Source organism: Curvibacter gracilis ATCC BAA-807, from assembly GCF_000518645.1.
Taxonomy (GTDB): Bacteria; Pseudomonadota; Gammaproteobacteria; order Burkholderiales; family Burkholderiaceae_C; genus Curvibacter; species Curvibacter gracilis.
This window is the reverse complement of the sequence record NZ_JADZ01000027.1, coordinates 21397-38664: the sequence shown is the minus strand read 5'-3', so window position 1 is coordinate 38664 and position 17268 is coordinate 21397. Positions and strand designations below refer to the sequence as shown.

The following is a 17268-nucleotide window of genomic DNA, read 5'->3' as shown; positions in this document are numbered from 1 at the left end:
AATAGCGATCATGAAGCACTCCCTCATCCGCGCACCACGAAGGCTTGTTCTGTTGGCTCTGATGGGCCTGGCATCGGGCCTTGCCCTGGCCCAGGCACCCACCCAGGAGCTCACCGTGTCGGCGGCGGCCAGCCTGACCAATGCGTTCCAGGACATCGCCCGGGCCTTTGAGAAGGCCCACCCGGGCAGCAAGGTGGTGCTCAACTTCGCCGCCTCCGGGCCCTTGTTGCAGCAGATCCGGCAGGGGGCGCCGGTGGACGTGTTTGCCTCGGCCGATCAGGAGACCATGGACAAGGCCGCCGCCGCCCAGTTGCTGGCGCCGGGCCGGGTCGACTTTGCGGCCAACACCCTGGTGGTGGTGCAACCCGCTGCGGCGACCCCCAGCCCCAAGGCCCTGGCCGATCTGGCCGCTCCGGCCTTCAAACGCCTGTCCACCGGCAGCCCCGCCAGCGTGCCCGTGGGGCGCTACACCCTGGAAGCCGTGAAGGCCGCGGGCCTCGAGGCCGAGTTGCAGCCGCGCTGGATCTATGCCGACAGCGTGCGCCAGGTGCTGGCCTATGTGGCGCGTGGCGAGGTGGATGCGGGCTTTGTGTACCGCACCGATGCCCTGATCGAGAAAGACCGCGTGCGCATCGCCTTCACCGTGCCCACCGGCACGCGGGTCAGCTACCCGATCGCCCCGGTCGCGGCGGGCAAGAACCAGACCCTGGCCCAGAGCTTCATCAGCTACGTGCGTTCTGCATCCGCCCAGGAGATCCTGGCCGCTTACGGCTTCGCCAAACCCTGAGCCCAGGCCTCGGGGGCGCGCCATTGGGCCGCCCAGGCCTGCAACTCGTGGGCCGGCATGGGGCGGGCGATGCCATAGCCCTGGGCCAGCGTGCAGCCCATCTGCAGCAGGCGCAGGCCTTGCTCGGTGGTCTCGACGCCTTCGGCGATCAAGGTCAGCCCGAAAGAGCGTGACAGGCCGATCACCCCGTCCACGATGGCCATGTCGCCGATGTCGCTCATCATGCCCATCACGAAACTGCGGTCGATCTTCAGCGTATCGGCCGGCAACTGGCGCAGGTAGGTGAGCGAGGAGTAGCCCGTGCCGAAGTCGTCGATGGCGATCGACAAACCCATGTTGCGCAACTGGACCAGGGTGGCCGACACGGCGTCGATGTCGGTCAGGGCGGCGCTTTCGGTGATTTCGATCTCGATCAGCGAGGTGGGCACGTCGGCAAACTGCCCCAGCAACTGCTGCACATGTTGCGGAAAGTCGGCCATCTGCAGGTGCCGCGCCGAGATGTTCAGGCTCAGGGGCACCCGCAGCCCTTGGGCCAGCCACTGCCTTTGCAAGCTCAAAGAATGGGTCAGCACCCATTCGCCAAAAGGCGCTTCCAGGGCCGAGCCCTCGATCTGGGGCAGAAACTCGCCAGGCCCCAACAGGCCTTGTTCAGGGTGTTGCCAACGCGCCAGGGCTTCGACCCCCACCAAGGTGCCTTCCTGCATGTCCACCTTGGGCTGCACATACAGACAGAATTCGCCCGCCTGCAGGGCCGTGGCCAGGCGGTCCAGCCGGGTGTGGTGCTCGCGCGAGGCCCGTTCGCGCTCGGCATCGAACACGTGGATGCGGTTGCGCCCGGCCTGCTTGGCCAGGTACATGGCCTGATCGGCGTGGCGCAGCAGGGTGTCGGCGTCGGCATCGTCATCGGGGTACAGCGTCAGGCCGATGCTGGCCGTCACGGTCAGGGCCTCGCCTTCCAGGCGCACCGGCTCGGCCATGCGCTGCATCAGGCGGCTGAGGGTGGATTCGCAATCCTTGCGACACTCGGGCTGGGTCAGCAGGATCACGAACTCGTCGCCCCCCAGCCGGGCCACCAGGTCCTTGGCCCGGATGGCGCCTTGCAGGCGGCGGGCGATCTCCACCAGCAACTGGTCGCCCACCCCATGGCCCAGGCGGTCGTTGACCGGCTTGAAACCATCCAGATCCAGGTAGGCCACCCCCAGCAACTGGCCGCTCTGGCGGGCCTCCTGCATGGCGGATTCCAGGGCCTGGGCCAGCTGGACCCGGTTGGGCAGCCCCGTCAGGGCGTCAAAGTGGGCCAGCTTCTGCAACTGGGCTTCCTGCTCGCGCTGGCGCGTCACATCCAGGCCCACGCCCACCATGCGCAGGGGTTTGCCGTCGGCCTGGCGGGCGATCACGCGGCCCAGGTTGCGCACCCAGCGCACCTTGCCGTCCACGTGTTGCAGGCGCAAGGTCACGTCAAAGGGCTGGTCGGGGTGGCTCTGATGGCGATCCAGGGCCGAAAAAGCCAGGGCCAGGTCTTCTGGATGAACCACCTCGCTCCAGCGTTCGGGCGGGGCGCCGGCGCTGGCCGGGGGCAGGCCGCACAACTCGCGCCACTGCCGGTCACCCACCACCTCGCCGGTCTGCATGTTGAGGTCCCACAGGGCCAGGGAGGCGGCCTCGATGGTCAGCGACAGCAGGGCTTCGCGCTCCTGCACCAGGCGCTCGGCTTGCTTGCGCTCGGTGATGTCCTTGATGCCGAACAGCCAGCAGGCCTGACCATCGAACTCGATGGTCTGCATGGACTGCAGACCCGTGCGTGTCGGTTGCCCGCGGGGGGTGAAGTCGACCTCATAGGCGCTCAGCACACCTTGTGCGTTGGCCGTGGCCAGCAAGGCCTCGCGCTCGGCCGCCGTGTACAGGCCCAGGCCGGCAGTGGATTGGTCCTCCAAGGCTTCGCCTCGGCTGATGCCCGTGGCCTGCTCCCAGGCCGGGTTGACTTCCAGGTAGCGCCCGGTGGCTTTGCTGCAGATGCCCATGGGGTCGGGAATGGCCTGGAAGATGCGTGAGAAACGCTCCTCGGATTCGCGCAGGCGATCCCGGCTGCGCCGGGCTTCATCGATGTCGCGGATCACGCCGCGCACCCGGCGAACGCGGCCGTCCTGGACCACGGGTTCGGCCATGGCCTGGACCCAGACCACACGCTGGTCGCAGCGCACGATCTGAACCTCGTGCTCGAAGGGCTTGTGCTCCAGCACGGCGCGTCGCATCGCCTCACGAAAAATCTCGCGGAAGGGGGGGGCCACGAACTGATCGACGTAGTTGTCGGGCACGCCCGCACCGGCGGGCAGCCCGTGCAGTTCGTAGCAGACGTCCGACCAGTACCGTTCGGCAGGCTCGGGCGAGTCTTCCCAGACGCCCAGGCGGGCGATGCGGCCGGCCTGTTGCAGCAGGGCGTTCACCCGCACCAGCTCATCCTGCATGGACTGGTGCTCGCTCATGTCATGGAACAGGAAGATGAAGCAGGGCTCCCCATCCATGTTGATCTGGCGTGCCGACATGCGCCCCGGGATGGTCGTGCCGTGAACACTGCGTGCCAGCAAGGGCAGGCTGTCGACCCGCCCCTTTTCGCGGAAGCTGCTCAGCAGCTTGTCGCGCTCTGCGGGGCTGGCCCAGATGTTGAGCTCCAGCGAGGTGTGCCCCAGGATGTCTTCTCGCTGGCGCCCCAGGAGGCGGCAGAACGCCGGGTTCACCTCCCGGTAGGTGCCGTCGCTGATCCGGGTGATGCCTGCCGCGTCAGGCAAGGCCTCGTAGATGGTCTGGAACTTGGCCTGCGACAGTTGCAGGGCGTCGCTGGCCTGGTGGCTGGCGGTGATGTCGTGGTGCATGCCCACCACGCGCGTGGCCTGGCCCAGTTCGTCACGCTCGACAATGCGCCCGCGTGCCAGCACCCAATGCCAGCGGCCGTCGCGGTCGTGCACGCGGAATTCGGTCTCGAAGGCGTCGTCGGGGCTGCGCAGCAGGTCCTGCCGGATGCGTTCGAGCCGCTGGGCGTCTTCAGGGTGCCAGTGCTGGAACCAGACCTGCCAGGGGTCGGTGCCGCGGGGGCCGCTGAGGTCGAACTGGTCGTAGAAGCTGCCCTGGAAGGTGGTCCGGTGCCGGGGGACGTCCCAGATCCAGCGCCCGCCACCTGAGGAGTCCAGCACCTGCAGCAGTTCGTTCTCGCGCCGCTGCAGCTGCATTTCGTAGCGCGCCCGGCCCAGCAGCAGTTCCAGGCAGCAACCCAGCAGCAAGGTGCTGCCCGCATATCGCCACAGTTGGGCGTGCGACGGATTGCTCACCCAGCCCAACTGGGCGGCGAGCAGCATCAGCACCTGGACCCCGGCTGCCAGCATCAGCAAGGACAGCCACACCCTGACCCGCGGCGAGACGGTGGACAGTTCACGCCGCAGCACCTGGCGGCACACATCGGCCCAGGCCATCAGCATCAAGGTCAGCGCGAGGTGGGGGCCTGTGGCAGGCAGGTGCAGGACCATGGTCGCCAGCAGCGTGGGCAGCAGTGCGATCAGCCCGACCTGCCGGCCCAGGATGTACAAGGCCAGGGTGAGGTAGGCCGGCCGAACTTCGGCGGTGGGTGAGAGTCCCGCCAGCACGCTCCAGTACATGGCTGTTGCCGAGGCCAGGCCCAACAGCGTGCCGGTGAACAGGCGTTGGCGGAAGGTGGGGGTCAACAGCCAGCCGGGTGGCAGCAGCAGGAACACGCCAACGACTGCTGCCGTGATACCGCTGTTCACCGCCAAATCAAGCGGAAAGTCAATCAACCCATCACCTCGTTCCTGTCATGAAGCCGTGCACACCGGCTCCGGCCCCTGCGACTGCCGCTGAAGCCTTGGGCCAGGGGCAGGGCGCCGGACTGCTCAATGAACCCAAGTGTAGAGGGCTGACAGCCCGTCCCAGGGCGAGGTGGGCCGTGTCTGAGGGCGGGCAAACCCTGGGAGGCGCCTTGCTCGGAATGCGTTCCGCTATTTTTTGATCTGGATCAGGCCGGTGGACAGTGCGGTTCCGCACACGATCACCACCCCGCACAGCACCATCCAGGGCGTGATCTGCTCGCCCAGGAACAGGCCGCCATACGCCACGGCGAACAGCGGCGTGACGAAGGTCACCGTCATGGCGCGCGCGGGGCCGGCGTGCAGGATGAGGCGGAAGTACAGGATGTAGGCAATGCCGGTGCAGAACACCGCAATTGCCGCGATGGCGGCCCAGGCCTGCAGGCTGGGCGCCTGCGACGGCCACGACAGCGCCGTCGGCAAGGCCAGCACCAGGGCCGAGCCCAATTGGCTGCCGGTGGCATTGGCCAGGGCGGGCACCCCACTGAGGTAGCGCCGTGTCAGGTTGGCGGCCCAGCCATAGCAGAAGGTGGCGGCCAGGCAGGCCAGCACCGCGAAGCCGCTGCCACCGGGCTTGAAGCTGGCCTTGTCGAGCGCCAGCAGCACCACGCCCGTGAACCCGATGGCCAGGCCCAGCGCCTTCATGCGGCCCGGGCGCTCGCCCAGCCACAGCCAGGCCAGCAAGGCTCCGCACAAGGGCGTGGTGGCATTCAGGATGGCGGCGAGCCCGGTGTTGATGGACAACACGGCCCAGGCATAGAGGGCAAACGGAATCGCCGAATTCACCACCCCGATCAGCAAAATGGCCCGCCATTGCGCCTTCAGCGCCGGCCACTGCCCCCGCGAGACCATGATGGGCCACAAAAAGACCGTGGCCAGAATCACCCGCAACCCCGCCGTGGCCAGCGGGCCGAACTCCGAGGCCCCCAGGCGCATGAACAGAAAAGACGCGCCCCACAGCGCAGCCAGCAGCACAAACTCCAACACCCAGGCTGCGCTCATGCCGTGACCTCGGTCCACAGCGGGGCCTGGCCGGCGCGCTGTTCATGCTGGGCGACGCCTTCGAGACGCAACAGCGCCTGCTTGCGTTCCAGCCCGCCGGCATAGCCGGTCAGGCTGCCGTCGGCACCCACCACCCGGTGGCAGGGCACGATGACCGACACCGGGTTGCGGCCCACGGCCGCGCCCACCGCCCGAGCCGCCGAGGGGCGGCCCAGCTGGGCGGCCAGGGCCCCATAACCCTGCAATTGGCCGCAGGGAATGTGCAACAAGGCTTGCCACACGGCCTGCTGAAACGGTGTGCCACTGCTCAGGTCCAGCGGGACCGAGAACACGCGCAGCCGGCCTTGCAGGTAGGCCTGCAGTTCATCACGGGCCTGCCGCAGCAGCGGGTGCTCAGGTGCCAGCGGCCACGCGTGCGCGCCCTCGAGCTGGGCCGGGGCATGGCGCTGGCCGGCAAACCAGGCGCCTGCCAGGCCGCGCGGGCTGGCCGCCAGGTGCATGGGGCCCAGCGTGGTGTCGAACACCAACTGAACCCGTTCGGAGGGGGAGTTCATCTGCAGATCCTGTGGGGTGAGTGCGGGAAGGAAGAGGGGCCGGTCGCCAGATTCAGTCGCTGCCGACTGCCGAGGGCGGGCCATGTTCCCAGATGCGCAGCACAGCATAGCCGCGCCAGGGTTTCCATGCCGCCGATGCGGCCTCGGTGGCCAGCAGGCGTTGGCGTGGCGTGCTGCCGGGTGGGCGGGTGCCCAGGCGGTCTTGCAGCACCCCATCACCGGCTGGAAATGCATCGGGCCAGCGCAGGGCGCGCAGCGCAATGTACTGCGCTGTCCAGTCGCCGACGCCGGGCAGGGCGGTGAGCCCGGCCAAGGTCTGGGCCAGCGGGGCACCGCCATCCAGGGCCAGGCGCCCGGTGTGCACCGCCTGCGCCAGGGCCAGCAGGGCGCGCTGGCGTTGCCGCACGATGCCCAGTTCGCCCAGGCAGGGCGCCAGGCCCTGACCATCGTCCAGGGCAGCCAGCGTGGCAGCGTCAGGGAACAGCCGGTTCAGGCCGGTAGGGGTGTCGGCATCGGTGGGCAGGGCCGGGCCCAGCCGATCGACCAGGCGTTGGCACAGTGTGCGTCCGCCCGCCACGGTGACCTGCTGCCCCAGGATGGCCCGCACCGCCAGCTCAAACCCGTCCAGCGTGCCCGGCACGCGCAGGCCGTTCAGCGACCCGAAGTGGGGGGCCAGCACCTGGTCGATGGCGCCCGGGTCGGCATCCAGATCCAGCCATTGGCGCACCCGTCGGATCAGTGTGGGCAGGGCGGGGCTCAGACTCTCGCTGCAGCGCAACAGCACTTGCTGGACTTGTGTCGGCCAGTGCACCTGCACCCAGCCCAGCAGGGGGGCGGTTCCACCGGGCAGCGGCGGCAGGCGCAGGGTGCGCGCCACCCGCAGGCCGTCCGACCCCGGCGTCACAGTCTCGAGGCCCTGCAAGGCCCGTTGAGCCAGAAAGCGGGCCAGTCCATCCTGGTCGTAAGGCGGGCGGTAGGCCAGTCGGATGGCGGCCTGGGCCTGCCCGGCCACGCCCGGGCTTTTGCGCCACTGGCTGGGGTTGAGGCCGTAGTGTTCGACAAAGGCAGCGTTGAATCGGCGCAGGCTGGCAAAACCGCTGGCCTGTGCCACCTCGGTCACCGGCAAGGCGGTGTCGGTCAGCAACTGCTTGGCAGCCAGCAGGCGCCGTGTCTGCAGGTAGCGCAAAGGCGCCACGCCCAGGCTGGCTTCAAAGATGCGCCTCAGGTGCCGGTCACTCACCCCCAGGTGATCGGCCAGTCGCGTCATCACGGGGTCGGCATCGCGTTCGCCGGCATGCGGCCAGTGGCGGGGGTCGTCGAGCCAGCGTGCGGCCTCGGCGGCCAGAATCCGGCGTGCATCCGTGCTGGACCAGGCCAGGGTCTGGGGCGCCAGTTCGGGCCGGCAGCGCAGACAAGGCCGAAAGCCCGCCTGCTCGGCCTGGGCGGCCAACTCGAAAAAGCGGCAGTTCTCACGCTTGGGCGCCCGCACGGTGCAGACCGGGCGGCAATAGATGCCGGTGCTGGTGACGCCGGTGAAGAAATGGCCATCAAAGCGCGCATCGCGGGTGCTCAAAGCCAGGTAGCAGGCCTCGGGGTCTGCGCTCAGGCCCTGCAGCCCGGCCGGAGGGCCTGGATGTGCATGGACCGCGGACAGTCCTTTGGCAGGGGTGGATGGCGAGGGCATGGCGGCATGATACGCAGAGCCGGTGGATGCGCTGGCCGTTTTCGGACACCGTCTTTCGCCTAAACGGAGGAGTAAGAAATTGTCAACTCAGGCTTTCCCCTCACTACAATCGGGCGGAGTTCCGGCACGGGCGTGCCGGTTTTTTCCAGCGACACACCCTCCGTACGGGTTCCATCCATGCAAGTGAACGCAGCGATCTTCAAGGCATACGACATCCGGGGCATTGTGCCCACGACCCTCAACACCGAGGTGGCCGAGGCCCTGGGGCTGGCGTTCGGGGCGGCTGCCCAGGCCCTGGGTGAAAAGACGGTGGCGGTGGGGCGTGATGGGCGCCTCAGCGGCCCGTCCCTGGTGCAGGCCCTGATCCGTGGCCTGGTGGCGGCGGGCATCGAGGTGATCGATGTGGGTGCGGTGACCACGCCGATGCTGTACTTTGCCGCCAGCACCCTGTGCCGCAGCGGCATCCAGGTGACCGGCAGCCACAACCCCAAGGACTACAACGGCTTCAAGATGGTGCTGGCCGGCAAGGCCATCTATGGCGATGAGATCCAGGCCCTGCGCCGCACCATGGAAGCCGACAGCGCCCCGCGCCTGGCCGGCGGCAGTGTGCGCGAGGCCGATGTGGGCCCGGCCTACCGTGATCGCATCGTGGGCGATGTGAAGCTGGCCCGTCCGCTGAAGATCGTGGTCGACTCGGGCAACGGCATTGCCGGCGCGTCGGCGCCGGCCATCTTCCGCGCCCTGGGTTGCGAGGTGACTGAATTGTTCAGCGAGGTCGATGGCGACTTTCCCAACCACCACCCCGACCCCAGCAAGCCCGAGAACCTGCGCGACCTGATGGCCGCCTTGCAGGCCGGTGACGCCGAACTGGGCCTGGCTTTTGATGGCGACGGCGACCGCCTGGGCATCGTCACCAAGGACGGCCAGAACATCTTCCCCGACCGCCAGATGATGCTGTTTGCGCGCGACGTGCTGTCGCGGGTGCCGGGCGGCGAGATCGTGTTCGACGTCAAATGCACCCAGCGCCTGGCGCCCGAGATCGCGGCCGCCGGCGGGGTGCCGGTGATGTTCAAGACCGGCCACTCGCTGATCAAGGCCCGCATGCGCGAAACCAACGCCCCCCTCGGCGGCGAGATGAGCGGCCACATCTTCTTCAAGGAGCGCTGGTACGGCTTTGACGACGGCACCTATGCCGGTTGCCGCCTGCTGGAGATCCTGAGCCGCCACCCCGATGCCAATGCGGTGCTCAACGGCCTGCCGCAAAGCCATTCGACGCCCGAGTTGAATGTGGCCTGCGCCGAAGGCGAGCCGCACCGTGTCACGGCCGAGTTGCAGGCCGCCGCCCCTGAGTTCCTGGCGCAGCGCGCCACGGCGCGGGGTGACAGTGCCACACCGGCCATCTCGGCCATCGACGGCCTGCGGGTGGACTGGGCCGACGGCTTTGGCCTGATCCGTGCCTCCAACACCACGCCGGTGCTGGTGCTGCGCTTTGAGGGGCAGAACGCCGAGGCCCTGCACCGCATCGAAGGCGATATGCTGGCCCTGCTGCGCCAGATCAAGCCCGATGCCCAGGTCGGCAGCGCGGCCCACTGACCCGGCGCCCAAAGCCTTGACCGCATCCCCCCGCCATCCCCAGGCTGGCCGCGCATGACGTTGGCGCGCGCCCTCTATTCTTCCGCCCTGGTGGCGGCACAGCCCCTGTTGCGGCGCAAGCTCGCGCGCCGCGGGGTCAACGAGCCGGGTTACCTGGAGGCGATCGAAGAGCGATTCGGTCACTACAGCCAAGCGCCCGGGCAAGGTTTTGTCTGGGTGCACGCCGTGTCGCTCGGCGAGACCCGGGCCGCCGGCATCCTGATCGCGGCGCTGCGCTCGGAATGGGCCCGCCGCGGCTGGCCGTTCCGCTTGCTGCTGACCCATGGCACGGCCACCGGCCGGGCCGAAGGGCAGCGCCTGCTGCGCGAAGGCGATGTGCAGGTCTGGCAGCCCTGGGACACGCCGGCGGCGGTGCAGCGTTTCGTGCGCCATTTCCGGCCCGCGCTGGGGCTGATCATGGAAACCGAGGTCTGGCCCAATCTGATCGCGGCTTGTCAGGGCGCTGGGATCCCGCTGGCGCTGGCCAATGCCCGGCTCAACGAACGTTCACGGGCTGCGGCCCAGCGCCTGCGCTGGCTCAGCGGGCCTGCCTACCGGGGCTTCAGCGCAGTCTGGGCCCAGACCGAAGACGACGCGGCCCGGCTGCGCTCGGTGGGGGCGCCGGTGCGGGCAGTGCTGGGCAATGTCAAATTCGATGCCCAGCCCGATGAGGCCCAGCAGGCACTGGGGCGGGCCTTGGCGCGCCGCCTGGACAACGAGCGGGGGCAGCGTGTGGTGCTGCTGGCCAGCTCGCGCGAAGGCGAGGAGGCGGCCCTGATCGAAAGCTGGCGCAGCAATGCCGGCAGCGTGGGCAATGCGGCCATCCAGTGGCTGGTGGTGCCGCGGCATCCGCAGCGCTTTGACGAGGTGGCGGCCCTGTTCAAGAGTGCCGGCCTGACGGTGGCCCGGCGCAGCCAATGGGGCGACCTGGCCGCCCCGGTGTTGCCACCCCAGGCCGATGTCTGGATGGGCGATTCACTCGGCGAAATGGCCCTGTATTACCGCTTGGCCCGCCTGGCCTTGCTGGGGGGCAGTTTCGAGCCACTGGGGGGGCAGAACCTGATCGAGGCCTGTGCCAGCGGCTGCCCGGTGCTGGTGGGCCCGCACACCTTCAATTTTGCCGATGCGGTGGAACTGGCCCTGGAGGCGGGCGCCGCCTGGCGCGTCAGCGACATGGCCCATGCGGTGGGCCAGGCCCAGGCTTTGCTGGCCGACGAGCGCCGTTGTCTGGATGCGGCGCAGGCTGCGGTGGCCTTCACCCAGGCGCACCGGGGGGCGGCGCAGCGCACGGCTGAGGCGGCGGCTGGGTTGTGGGCTGAGGGGGGCCGCCGAACTCAAGGCCCCAACATTGCTGGATCCTGACCGTCTAGAAGGTCTTCTCGGGCCCTGGTGATGCGCACCTTCAACTCTGGCAGGTCACTCTGGATCGTTTGCCAGACGACTGCAAGGTCCACCTTGAAGTAACCATGGGCGAGGGCATTGCGCATGTCGTAGGCAATCGACAGTGGCAGTTCCGGGTGCGCTGCAGCAAAGCCAGGGTGGTGCTTTTCAATGTTGTTACCCGCCTCGCCGATGACTTCCAGGTTGCGGATCACTGCGTCCTGTACCAACTTCTCGTTGGTGAAGGCCTTGGCGTCCAGATGTCGGGTATAGCTGTCGATGCGCTCTATGGCTTCCAGGATGTGCGCCAGATAGTCTGGCAAACGCTGGAGATCCCGACTCATATTGGACGTGCCTCCGCCAGGACCCTGGCCCTGAAACTTTCTGGCAGGGCATTGGGCGTGAGCACGTCCACTGGCACACCCAGCAGCTTGCGCAGGTCGTGCATGATGGCGCCGATATCGAACAGCGTCGTTTGTGGGGTCGGATCAATCAGGATGTCCAGGTCGCTGTTGTCGGTATCGTGGCCGTGCAGCACCGAGCCGAACACGCGGGCATTGCCGGCGCGGTGAGAGGCGACGACGTCTCGAATAGCGGCTCGGTTCAAGGCCAGGGCTTCAGAGGGTCTCATCAGGTCGGCTCCCATACTTGAAGGCTGATTCTACGGCGGGGCAGCGCTGTGCCCTGGCCCTGGACTCAAGGCACCAGCAACTGATTGACCGCCTGCAGGTCTTCGGGCTTGAGGCTGCCGTTGGCCTGGCGCAGCTTCAGGCCGCCCAGCAGCACGTTGTAGCGGGCCTGGGCCAGGTCGCGCTTGGTCTGGTAGAGCTGGCTTTGCGAGTTCAGCACATCGATGTTGATGCGCACGCCCACCTGGTAGCCCAGGCGGTTGGCGTCCAGGGCCACCTGGCTGGAGGCCTCGGCCGCCTGCAGGGCCTGCACCTGGCTGGCCCCGGAGACCACGCCGTAGAACGCGCTGCGGGTGGCCTGGGCCACGTTGCGGCGGGCGGCCTCGAGGTCGCTGCGGGCCTTGTCTTCGAGCGACAGGGTTTCGCGGATGCGGTTCTGCAGCGCACCACCGGCGTACAGCGGGATGTTCATGGTCACGCCGATCGAGCCCTGGTAGATGCGTGAGCTGACCGTGCTGGTGGGTGAGAGGCTGGAGCCGTTCTCATTGCGGGCATAGCCATAGCTGCCCGTGAGGTCGACCGTGGGCTTTTCGCCGGCCTGGGCCTTGCGCACTTCCAGTTCGGCCACGTCGACGGCGGTCTGGGCCAGTTGCACGCTGGGGTGTTCGTTGGTGGCCTCAATCCATTGGCTGATCTGCTCGGCCGGCGGGGCGCTGATGGGCACATTCGGCTGCAGGGGCTTGGGGGTGGTGTTGCTGCGGCCCACCAGCTGATCGAGGAACAGGCGCTTCACCCGCAGGTCGTTCTGGGCCGCAATCTCTTGGCTCAGCACCAGGTCGCGCCGGGCCTGCGCCTCGCGCGTGTCGGTGATGGTCGCGGTGCCCACCTCGAAGTTGCGCTGGGCCGAGGCGAGTTGCTCTTCCACCGCCACCTTCTGGGCCTGCACGAAGACCAGGCTGTCCTGCGCAGCCAGCACGTCGAAATAGGCCTGGCTCACGCGCACGATCAGGTCCTGCTCGGCCAGGGCCAGTTGGGCATCGGCCTGCTGCAGCAGCTTTTCGCCTTGCTGGTACGAGGCCAGGTTGCCCGGGCGGTACAGCGGCTGGGTCAGGCTGACCCCGTTCTGGCGCACGCCATAGGGGTGCTTGAAGTACGGCACGGTGTCGATGTTGCCTGACACCGTGTTGCGGGTGATCGAGGTCTGCATGCCGATGGTGGGGCGCAGATTGGCCTTGGCCTGTTCGGCGCGGGCCAGCGTGGCCTCGAACTGCGAGCGGGCGCCACGGTAGCTGGCGTCATAGTCGCGGGCCGCCTGGTACAGCTCGTCCAGGCTTTGGGCGTGCAGCGGGGTGGTGAGCGCGCTCAAGCCCGTGGCCAGGCCGATCAGGGTCAGCAGCGCGGGCAGCCGCCGCAGGGCGTGAAAAGAATCTTGCAGGGAAGGCATGGAAAAGGCACTCCGGGGAGGTTCATCAATAAACGGGCACTTCAGGGTCGCGCTCCAGGGCCCAGGCGTGGATGCCGCCGGCCAGGTTGACGACCGATTCAAAACCGTTTGCTGCCAGAAAGGCAGCGACGCGCTGGCTGCGGGCCCCGTGGTGGCACAGGCAGGCCACCGGGGTGGCGGGGTCCAGTTCGGCCAGTCGCGCCGGAATCTCTCCCATCGGAATGCTGACCAGCCGGTAGTCCGCCGCCGGCTTGATGCTGGCGGTCTGCAGCTCCCAGGGTTCGCGCACGTCCAGCACGATGGGCTGGACGCCGGGGTGGGACTGGAGCCAGTCGTTCAGGCTGGCGGGTCGGACTTGGTCGATCATGCAAGGATTCCAGTGAAGGTCAGAAACGGAAGCGCGAAGGCTCGGGGAAGTTCTGCAGGCGGGGCGCGATGGTGTCCCAGGGGCTCTTGGTCTCGAAGGCCTTGTCGCCGCTGCGGGTGATGTATTGGGCACGCATCACGGGCTCGTCGCCCACGATGGCGAACAGGCGGCCGCCCACCTTGAGCTGGTCGAGCAGGGCGGGGGGCACCTCGGCCACCGAGCCGCTGAGCACGATCACGTCGAAGGGGCCGTCGGCCTGCACGGTGCGGGCGCCATCGGCCACACGCACTTCCACGTTGTGGATGCCGGCGCGCTGCAGGTTGCCACGGGCGAATTCGGCCAGTTCGGGGTTGATTTCGAGGCTGACCACACGCTGTGCCTGGTGGGCCAGCAGGGCGGCCATGTAGCCCGAACCGGTGCCGATCTCGAGCACCTTCTCGTTCTTCTGCACCTTCAGCTCCTGCATCACGCGGGCTTCGTACTTGGGGGCCAGCATCACCTGGCCGCCAGGCAGGGGCACTTCCATGTCGACGAAGGCGATGGCGCGCTGGCTTTCGGGCACGAAATCTTCGCGGTGCAGGGTGTTGAGCAGTTCCAGGATCTCCGGCGCATGCACATCCCAGGGGCGGATCTGCTGTTCGATCATGTTGAAACGGGCTTGCTCGAGGTTCTGGGGCATGGACATGTTGGGGTTCTCCGGCGGTGGATCAGGACAAACCATCGATTTTAGGCGGGCTTGCCGGTGTTTGGCCGCGCTGGCGCGAACGGCGCAGCCATGCAGCGAGGTCGTCGAGGTAGCAATACACCACCGGCACCACCACCAGGGTCAGCAAGGAGGAGGTGATCACCCCCCCGATCACGGCCTGCCCCATGGGGGCGCGCTGCTCGGAGCCTTCGGTGATGGCGAAGGCCAGCGGCACCATGCCGAAGATCATGGCCAGCGTGGTCATCAGGATGGGGCGCAGCCGCACCCGGGCCGCCAGCAGCAGGGCCTCGGCACGGGGCAGCCCGGCCACGGGCTGGCCCTGCGCATCCAGGCCGCCTTCGCGGGCTCGGATGGCAAAGTCGACCAGCAAGATCGCATTTTTGGTGACCAGGCCCATCAGCATCACCACACCGATGATGGAGAACATCGACAGGGTCGAGCCGAACATCAGCAGGGCCAGCACCACCCCGATCAGGGTCAGCGGCAGCGAGGTCATCAGTGCCAGAGGCTGCAAAAAGCTCTTGAACTGGCTGGCCAGGATCATGTAGATGAAGATGATCGCCATCGCCAGGGCCGACACGGCGTAGCCGAAGGACTCGGCCATGCTCTTGGTCGAGCCGCTGAAGGCATAGCGGTAACCCGGCGGCAATTGCACGCCCTGCATGGCCTTCTGGATGTCGGCCGACACCTCGCCGGCCGAGCGACCGTAGACGTTGGCATTGATCGCCACCTCGCGCGTCAGGTCACGCCGGTTGATCTGGTTGCTGCCGGTCGAATCGCGCACCTGGGCCACCTGGTTCAGGCGCACCACCCGCGTGCTGCCATCGGCCGCGGTGGCCAGGGCAAAGGGCAGGCGCTCCAGATCTTGCGGGCTGTTGCGGGCATCGGGGGCCAGGCGCACGTTGATGTCGTAGGTCTGGTCGTCGGGGGCGCGCCAGGTGCCTTCGGTCTCGCCGGCCACCAGCAGGCGCAGCGACTGGCCCACTTGGCCCACGCTCAGGCCCAGGTCGGAGGCTGCGTCGCGCCGCAGCTGCACCGAGATCTGGGGGGCGGGGTCTTTCACGCTGGAGTCGAGGTCGACCAGGCCCGGGATGCCCCGCACCTTGTCCATCACCAGGCGGCTGAGGCGCTCCAGCTCGGTCTGATCGGGGCCTTGCAGCGAGAACTCGACCTGTTTGCTGCCGCCCACCGAGTCCAGCAGGCCCACGTGGGTGACGGTGATGCCCGGCACCTGGCGCAGGCGTTCGCGCAGCGCGGCCGACATCTGGTCCACGCTGCGGCTGCGCTGTTTGCGGTCCACCAGGCGCACGTACAGGCTGGCGTACATCTTGCCCTGGGCGGTGCCGGTGTTGATGGTGGCCAGGGTGTAGCGCACCTCGGGCGCCTCGCGCACGATGGCCTCGACCTGGCGTGCCTTGGCCTCGGTGGCCTCCAGCGACGAACCCACCGGGGTGTAGAAATTGATGGTGGTCTCGGAGAAGTCGGCCTTGGGCACGAACTCGGTGCCCAGCAGCGGCACCATGACCACGCTCAGCACGAAGATGGCCAGCGCCAGCAGCAGGGTGGCCAGCCGGTGCCCCAGTGACCAGCGCAGCAGGGTCTGGTAGCCCTCGGCCAGCCACTCGGTGGCGTCGTCAAAAGCCCCGGTGACGCGGCCGATGGTCTTGTCGTACAGGGTGACCGGGGCGTGGCGCTCGCCATGGGCGTGGATGCTGGGGTCGTGCCAGATGGAGGACAGCATCGGGTCGAGCGTGAAGCTGACAAACATCGAGATCATCACGGCGGCCACGATGGTGATGCCGAACTCGTGGAAGAACTTGCCGATGATGCCTTCCATGAACCCGATGGGCAGGAACACTGCCACGATGGACAAGGTGGTGGCCAGCACCGCCAGGCCGATCTCCTGGGTGCCGTCGAGCGAGGCCTGGAAGGCTGTCTTGCCCATCTGCACATGGCGCACGATGTTCTCGCGCACCACGATGGCGTCGTCGATCAGCAGGCCCACGCACAGCGACAGCGCCATCAGCGTGATCATGTTGATGGTGAAGCCGAACAGGTTCATGAACAAAAAGGTGCCGATCAGCGCAATCGGCAGCGTCAGGCCGGTGATCAGTGTGGAGCGCCAGGAGTTCAGGAACAGGAACACGATCAGCACGGTCAGCACCGCGCCTTCGATCAGGGTGCGGCGCACGTTGTCCACCGCCACACGGATCGGGCGCGAGCCGTCCAGGATGGGCTGCAGGCTGAGCCCTGGAGGCAGCTGGCCCTTCATCTCATCGATCGTCTTGTACAGGCCGTCGACCACCTGGATGGTGTTCTCGTCTTGCGCCTTCTGCACCGACAGCAGCAGGGTGCGCTGGCCGTTGTACAGCGCCAGGCTGTCCAGCTCCTGGGCGCCGTCGGCCACGCGGGCCACCTGTTCGAGCCGCACCGGGCTGCCACCGCGCCGCGCCACGATCAGGCGCCCGAAATCCTCGGGGCGCTGCATGCGGGCGTCGATCTGCACCACCCGCTCCTGGGCCAGCGAGCGCACCGAGCCCACGGGCAGGTCCTGCGCCTCGTTGCGCACGGCGGCGGCCACCTGATCGGCCGTGACGCCGAAGGACTCCATCGCCGCCGGGTTCAGGTAGATGTTGATCTCTCGCTTGGTGCCGCCCACCAGGGACACCGAGCCCACACCGCGCACGTTCTCCAGCCGTTTCTTGAGCACTTGGTCGGCCCAGTTGGTGAGCTCGACCGGGCTCATGCCCTGACCACCGTCGGCGCTGGCCTGGGGCAGCACCGCCAGCGACCAGACCGCCTTGCTGGCCGGGTCGAAGCGCAGCACGCGCGGCTCCTTGACCTCGGTGCGGAAGTTGGGCCGGATCGAGGCCACCTTTTCGCGCACGTCTTCGGCCGCCTTGCGGCCATCGATCTGCAACTGGAACTCGATGATCACCACCGACTGGCCCAGGTAGGTGCGCGAGGTGAGGTTGTTGATGCCGGCGATTGAGTTGACGCCTTCTTCGACCTTCTTGGTGACCTCGCTCTCGACGATCTCAGGCGAGGCGCCCGGGTATTCGGTGGTGACCACCACCACCGGAAAGTCGATGTTGGGGAACTGATCGACCTGCAGGCGCTGGTACGAGAACAGGCCCAGCACCACGATGGCGAGCATCACCATGGTGGCGAAGACGGGGTTTTTCAGGCTGACGCGGGTGAACCACATGGC

General features: G+C 67.8%; 13 protein-coding genes. 3 read left to right on the top strand and 10 right to left on the bottom strand.

Translation table 11 applies throughout. The features are described 5' to 3' along the window. The first annotated feature begins 10 nt into the window (after positions 1-10). A complete protein-coding gene (modA, locus tag L880_RS0119355; RefSeq protein WP_245615255.1) occupies positions 11-787 on the top strand; it encodes a molybdate ABC transporter substrate-binding protein in 777 nt (258 codons plus the stop codon). Here the strand turns inward: modA and L880_RS0119350 are convergent. The 4 genes from L880_RS0119350 to L880_RS0119335 form a co-directional block, all read right to left on the bottom strand. Continuing rightward, entirely contained in the window at positions 766-4563 is a 3798-nt protein-coding gene (locus tag L880_RS0119350) for a sensor domain-containing protein (protein WP_084461466.1), read from the bottom strand. The two genes, modA and L880_RS0119350, sit on opposite strands and share 22 nt — an antisense overlap. 228 nt (positions 4564-4791) lie before the next feature. Next, positions 4792-5661: a DMT family transporter gene (locus tag L880_RS0119345; RefSeq protein ID WP_027477073.1), complete on the bottom strand. Its 870-nt coding sequence runs from the start codon at positions 5659-5661 to the stop codon at positions 4792-4794. Continuing rightward, on the bottom strand, positions 5658-6215 hold the full coding sequence (locus L880_RS0119340) for a methylated-DNA--[protein]-cysteine S-methyltransferase (protein ID WP_027477072.1): 558 nt from the start codon (positions 6213-6215) through the stop codon (positions 5658-5660). Before L880_RS0119340 ends, L880_RS0119345 begins: the two co-directional genes overlap by 4 nt. A gap of 52 nt (positions 6216-6267) precedes the next feature. Then, positions 6268-7899, bottom strand: coding sequence for a DNA-3-methyladenine glycosylase 2 family protein (locus tag L880_RS0119335; RefSeq protein WP_027477071.1), 1632 nt, complete (start codon positions 7897-7899; stop codon positions 6268-6270). A gap of 177 nt (positions 7900-8076) precedes the next feature. On the opposite strand from L880_RS0119335, the gene L880_RS0119330 reads away from it, so the two are divergent. After that, the gene (locus tag L880_RS0119330) at positions 8077-9492 is read left to right on the top strand and encodes a phosphomannomutase/phosphoglucomutase (protein ID WP_027477070.1); all 1416 of its coding nucleotides are present in this window, start codon (positions 8077-8079) and stop codon (positions 9490-9492) included. Between the two features lie 54 nt (positions 9493-9546). Continuing rightward, a complete protein-coding gene (locus tag L880_RS32920; protein ID WP_051443435.1) occupies positions 9547-10893 on the top strand; it encodes a 3-deoxy-D-manno-octulosonic acid transferase in 1347 nt (448 codons plus the stop codon). Here L880_RS32920 and L880_RS0119320 read toward each other — a convergent pair. From L880_RS0119320 to L880_RS0119295, 6 genes are all read right to left on the bottom strand, one after another. Then, the gene (locus L880_RS0119320; RefSeq protein WP_027477069.1) at positions 10866-11255 is read right to left on the bottom strand and encodes a HepT-like ribonuclease domain-containing protein; all 390 of its coding nucleotides are present in this window, start codon (positions 11253-11255) and stop codon (positions 10866-10868) included. The genes L880_RS32920 and L880_RS0119320 overlap by 28 nt on opposite strands. Beyond that, a complete protein-coding gene (locus L880_RS0119315; RefSeq protein ID WP_027477068.1) occupies positions 11252-11542 on the bottom strand; it encodes a nucleotidyltransferase family protein in 291 nt (96 codons plus the stop codon). Before L880_RS0119315 ends, L880_RS0119320 begins: the two co-directional genes overlap by 4 nt. A 65-nt stretch (positions 11543-11607) precedes the next feature. Next, the gene (locus L880_RS0119310) at positions 11608-12984 is read right to left on the bottom strand and encodes a TolC family outer membrane protein (RefSeq protein WP_051443434.1); all 1377 of its coding nucleotides are present in this window, start codon (positions 12982-12984) and stop codon (positions 11608-11610) included. Between the two features lie 25 nt (positions 12985-13009). Continuing rightward, positions 13010-13351 (bottom strand): rhodanese-like domain-containing protein, encoded by a 342-nt coding sequence (locus L880_RS0119305; RefSeq protein ID WP_019576811.1) that lies wholly within the window; start codon positions 13349-13351, stop codon positions 13010-13012. A 19-nt stretch (positions 13352-13370) separates the two neighbouring features. After that, positions 13371-14036: a protein-L-isoaspartate O-methyltransferase family protein gene (locus L880_RS0119300; protein WP_027477066.1), complete on the bottom strand. Its 666-nt coding sequence runs from the start codon at positions 14034-14036 to the stop codon at positions 13371-13373. A gap of 22 nt (positions 14037-14058) precedes the next feature. Continuing rightward, a complete protein-coding gene (locus L880_RS0119295) occupies positions 14059-17265 on the bottom strand; it encodes an efflux RND transporter permease subunit (RefSeq protein ID WP_027477065.1) in 3207 nt (1068 codons plus the stop codon). Between the last annotated feature and the right edge of the window lie 3 nt (positions 17266-17268).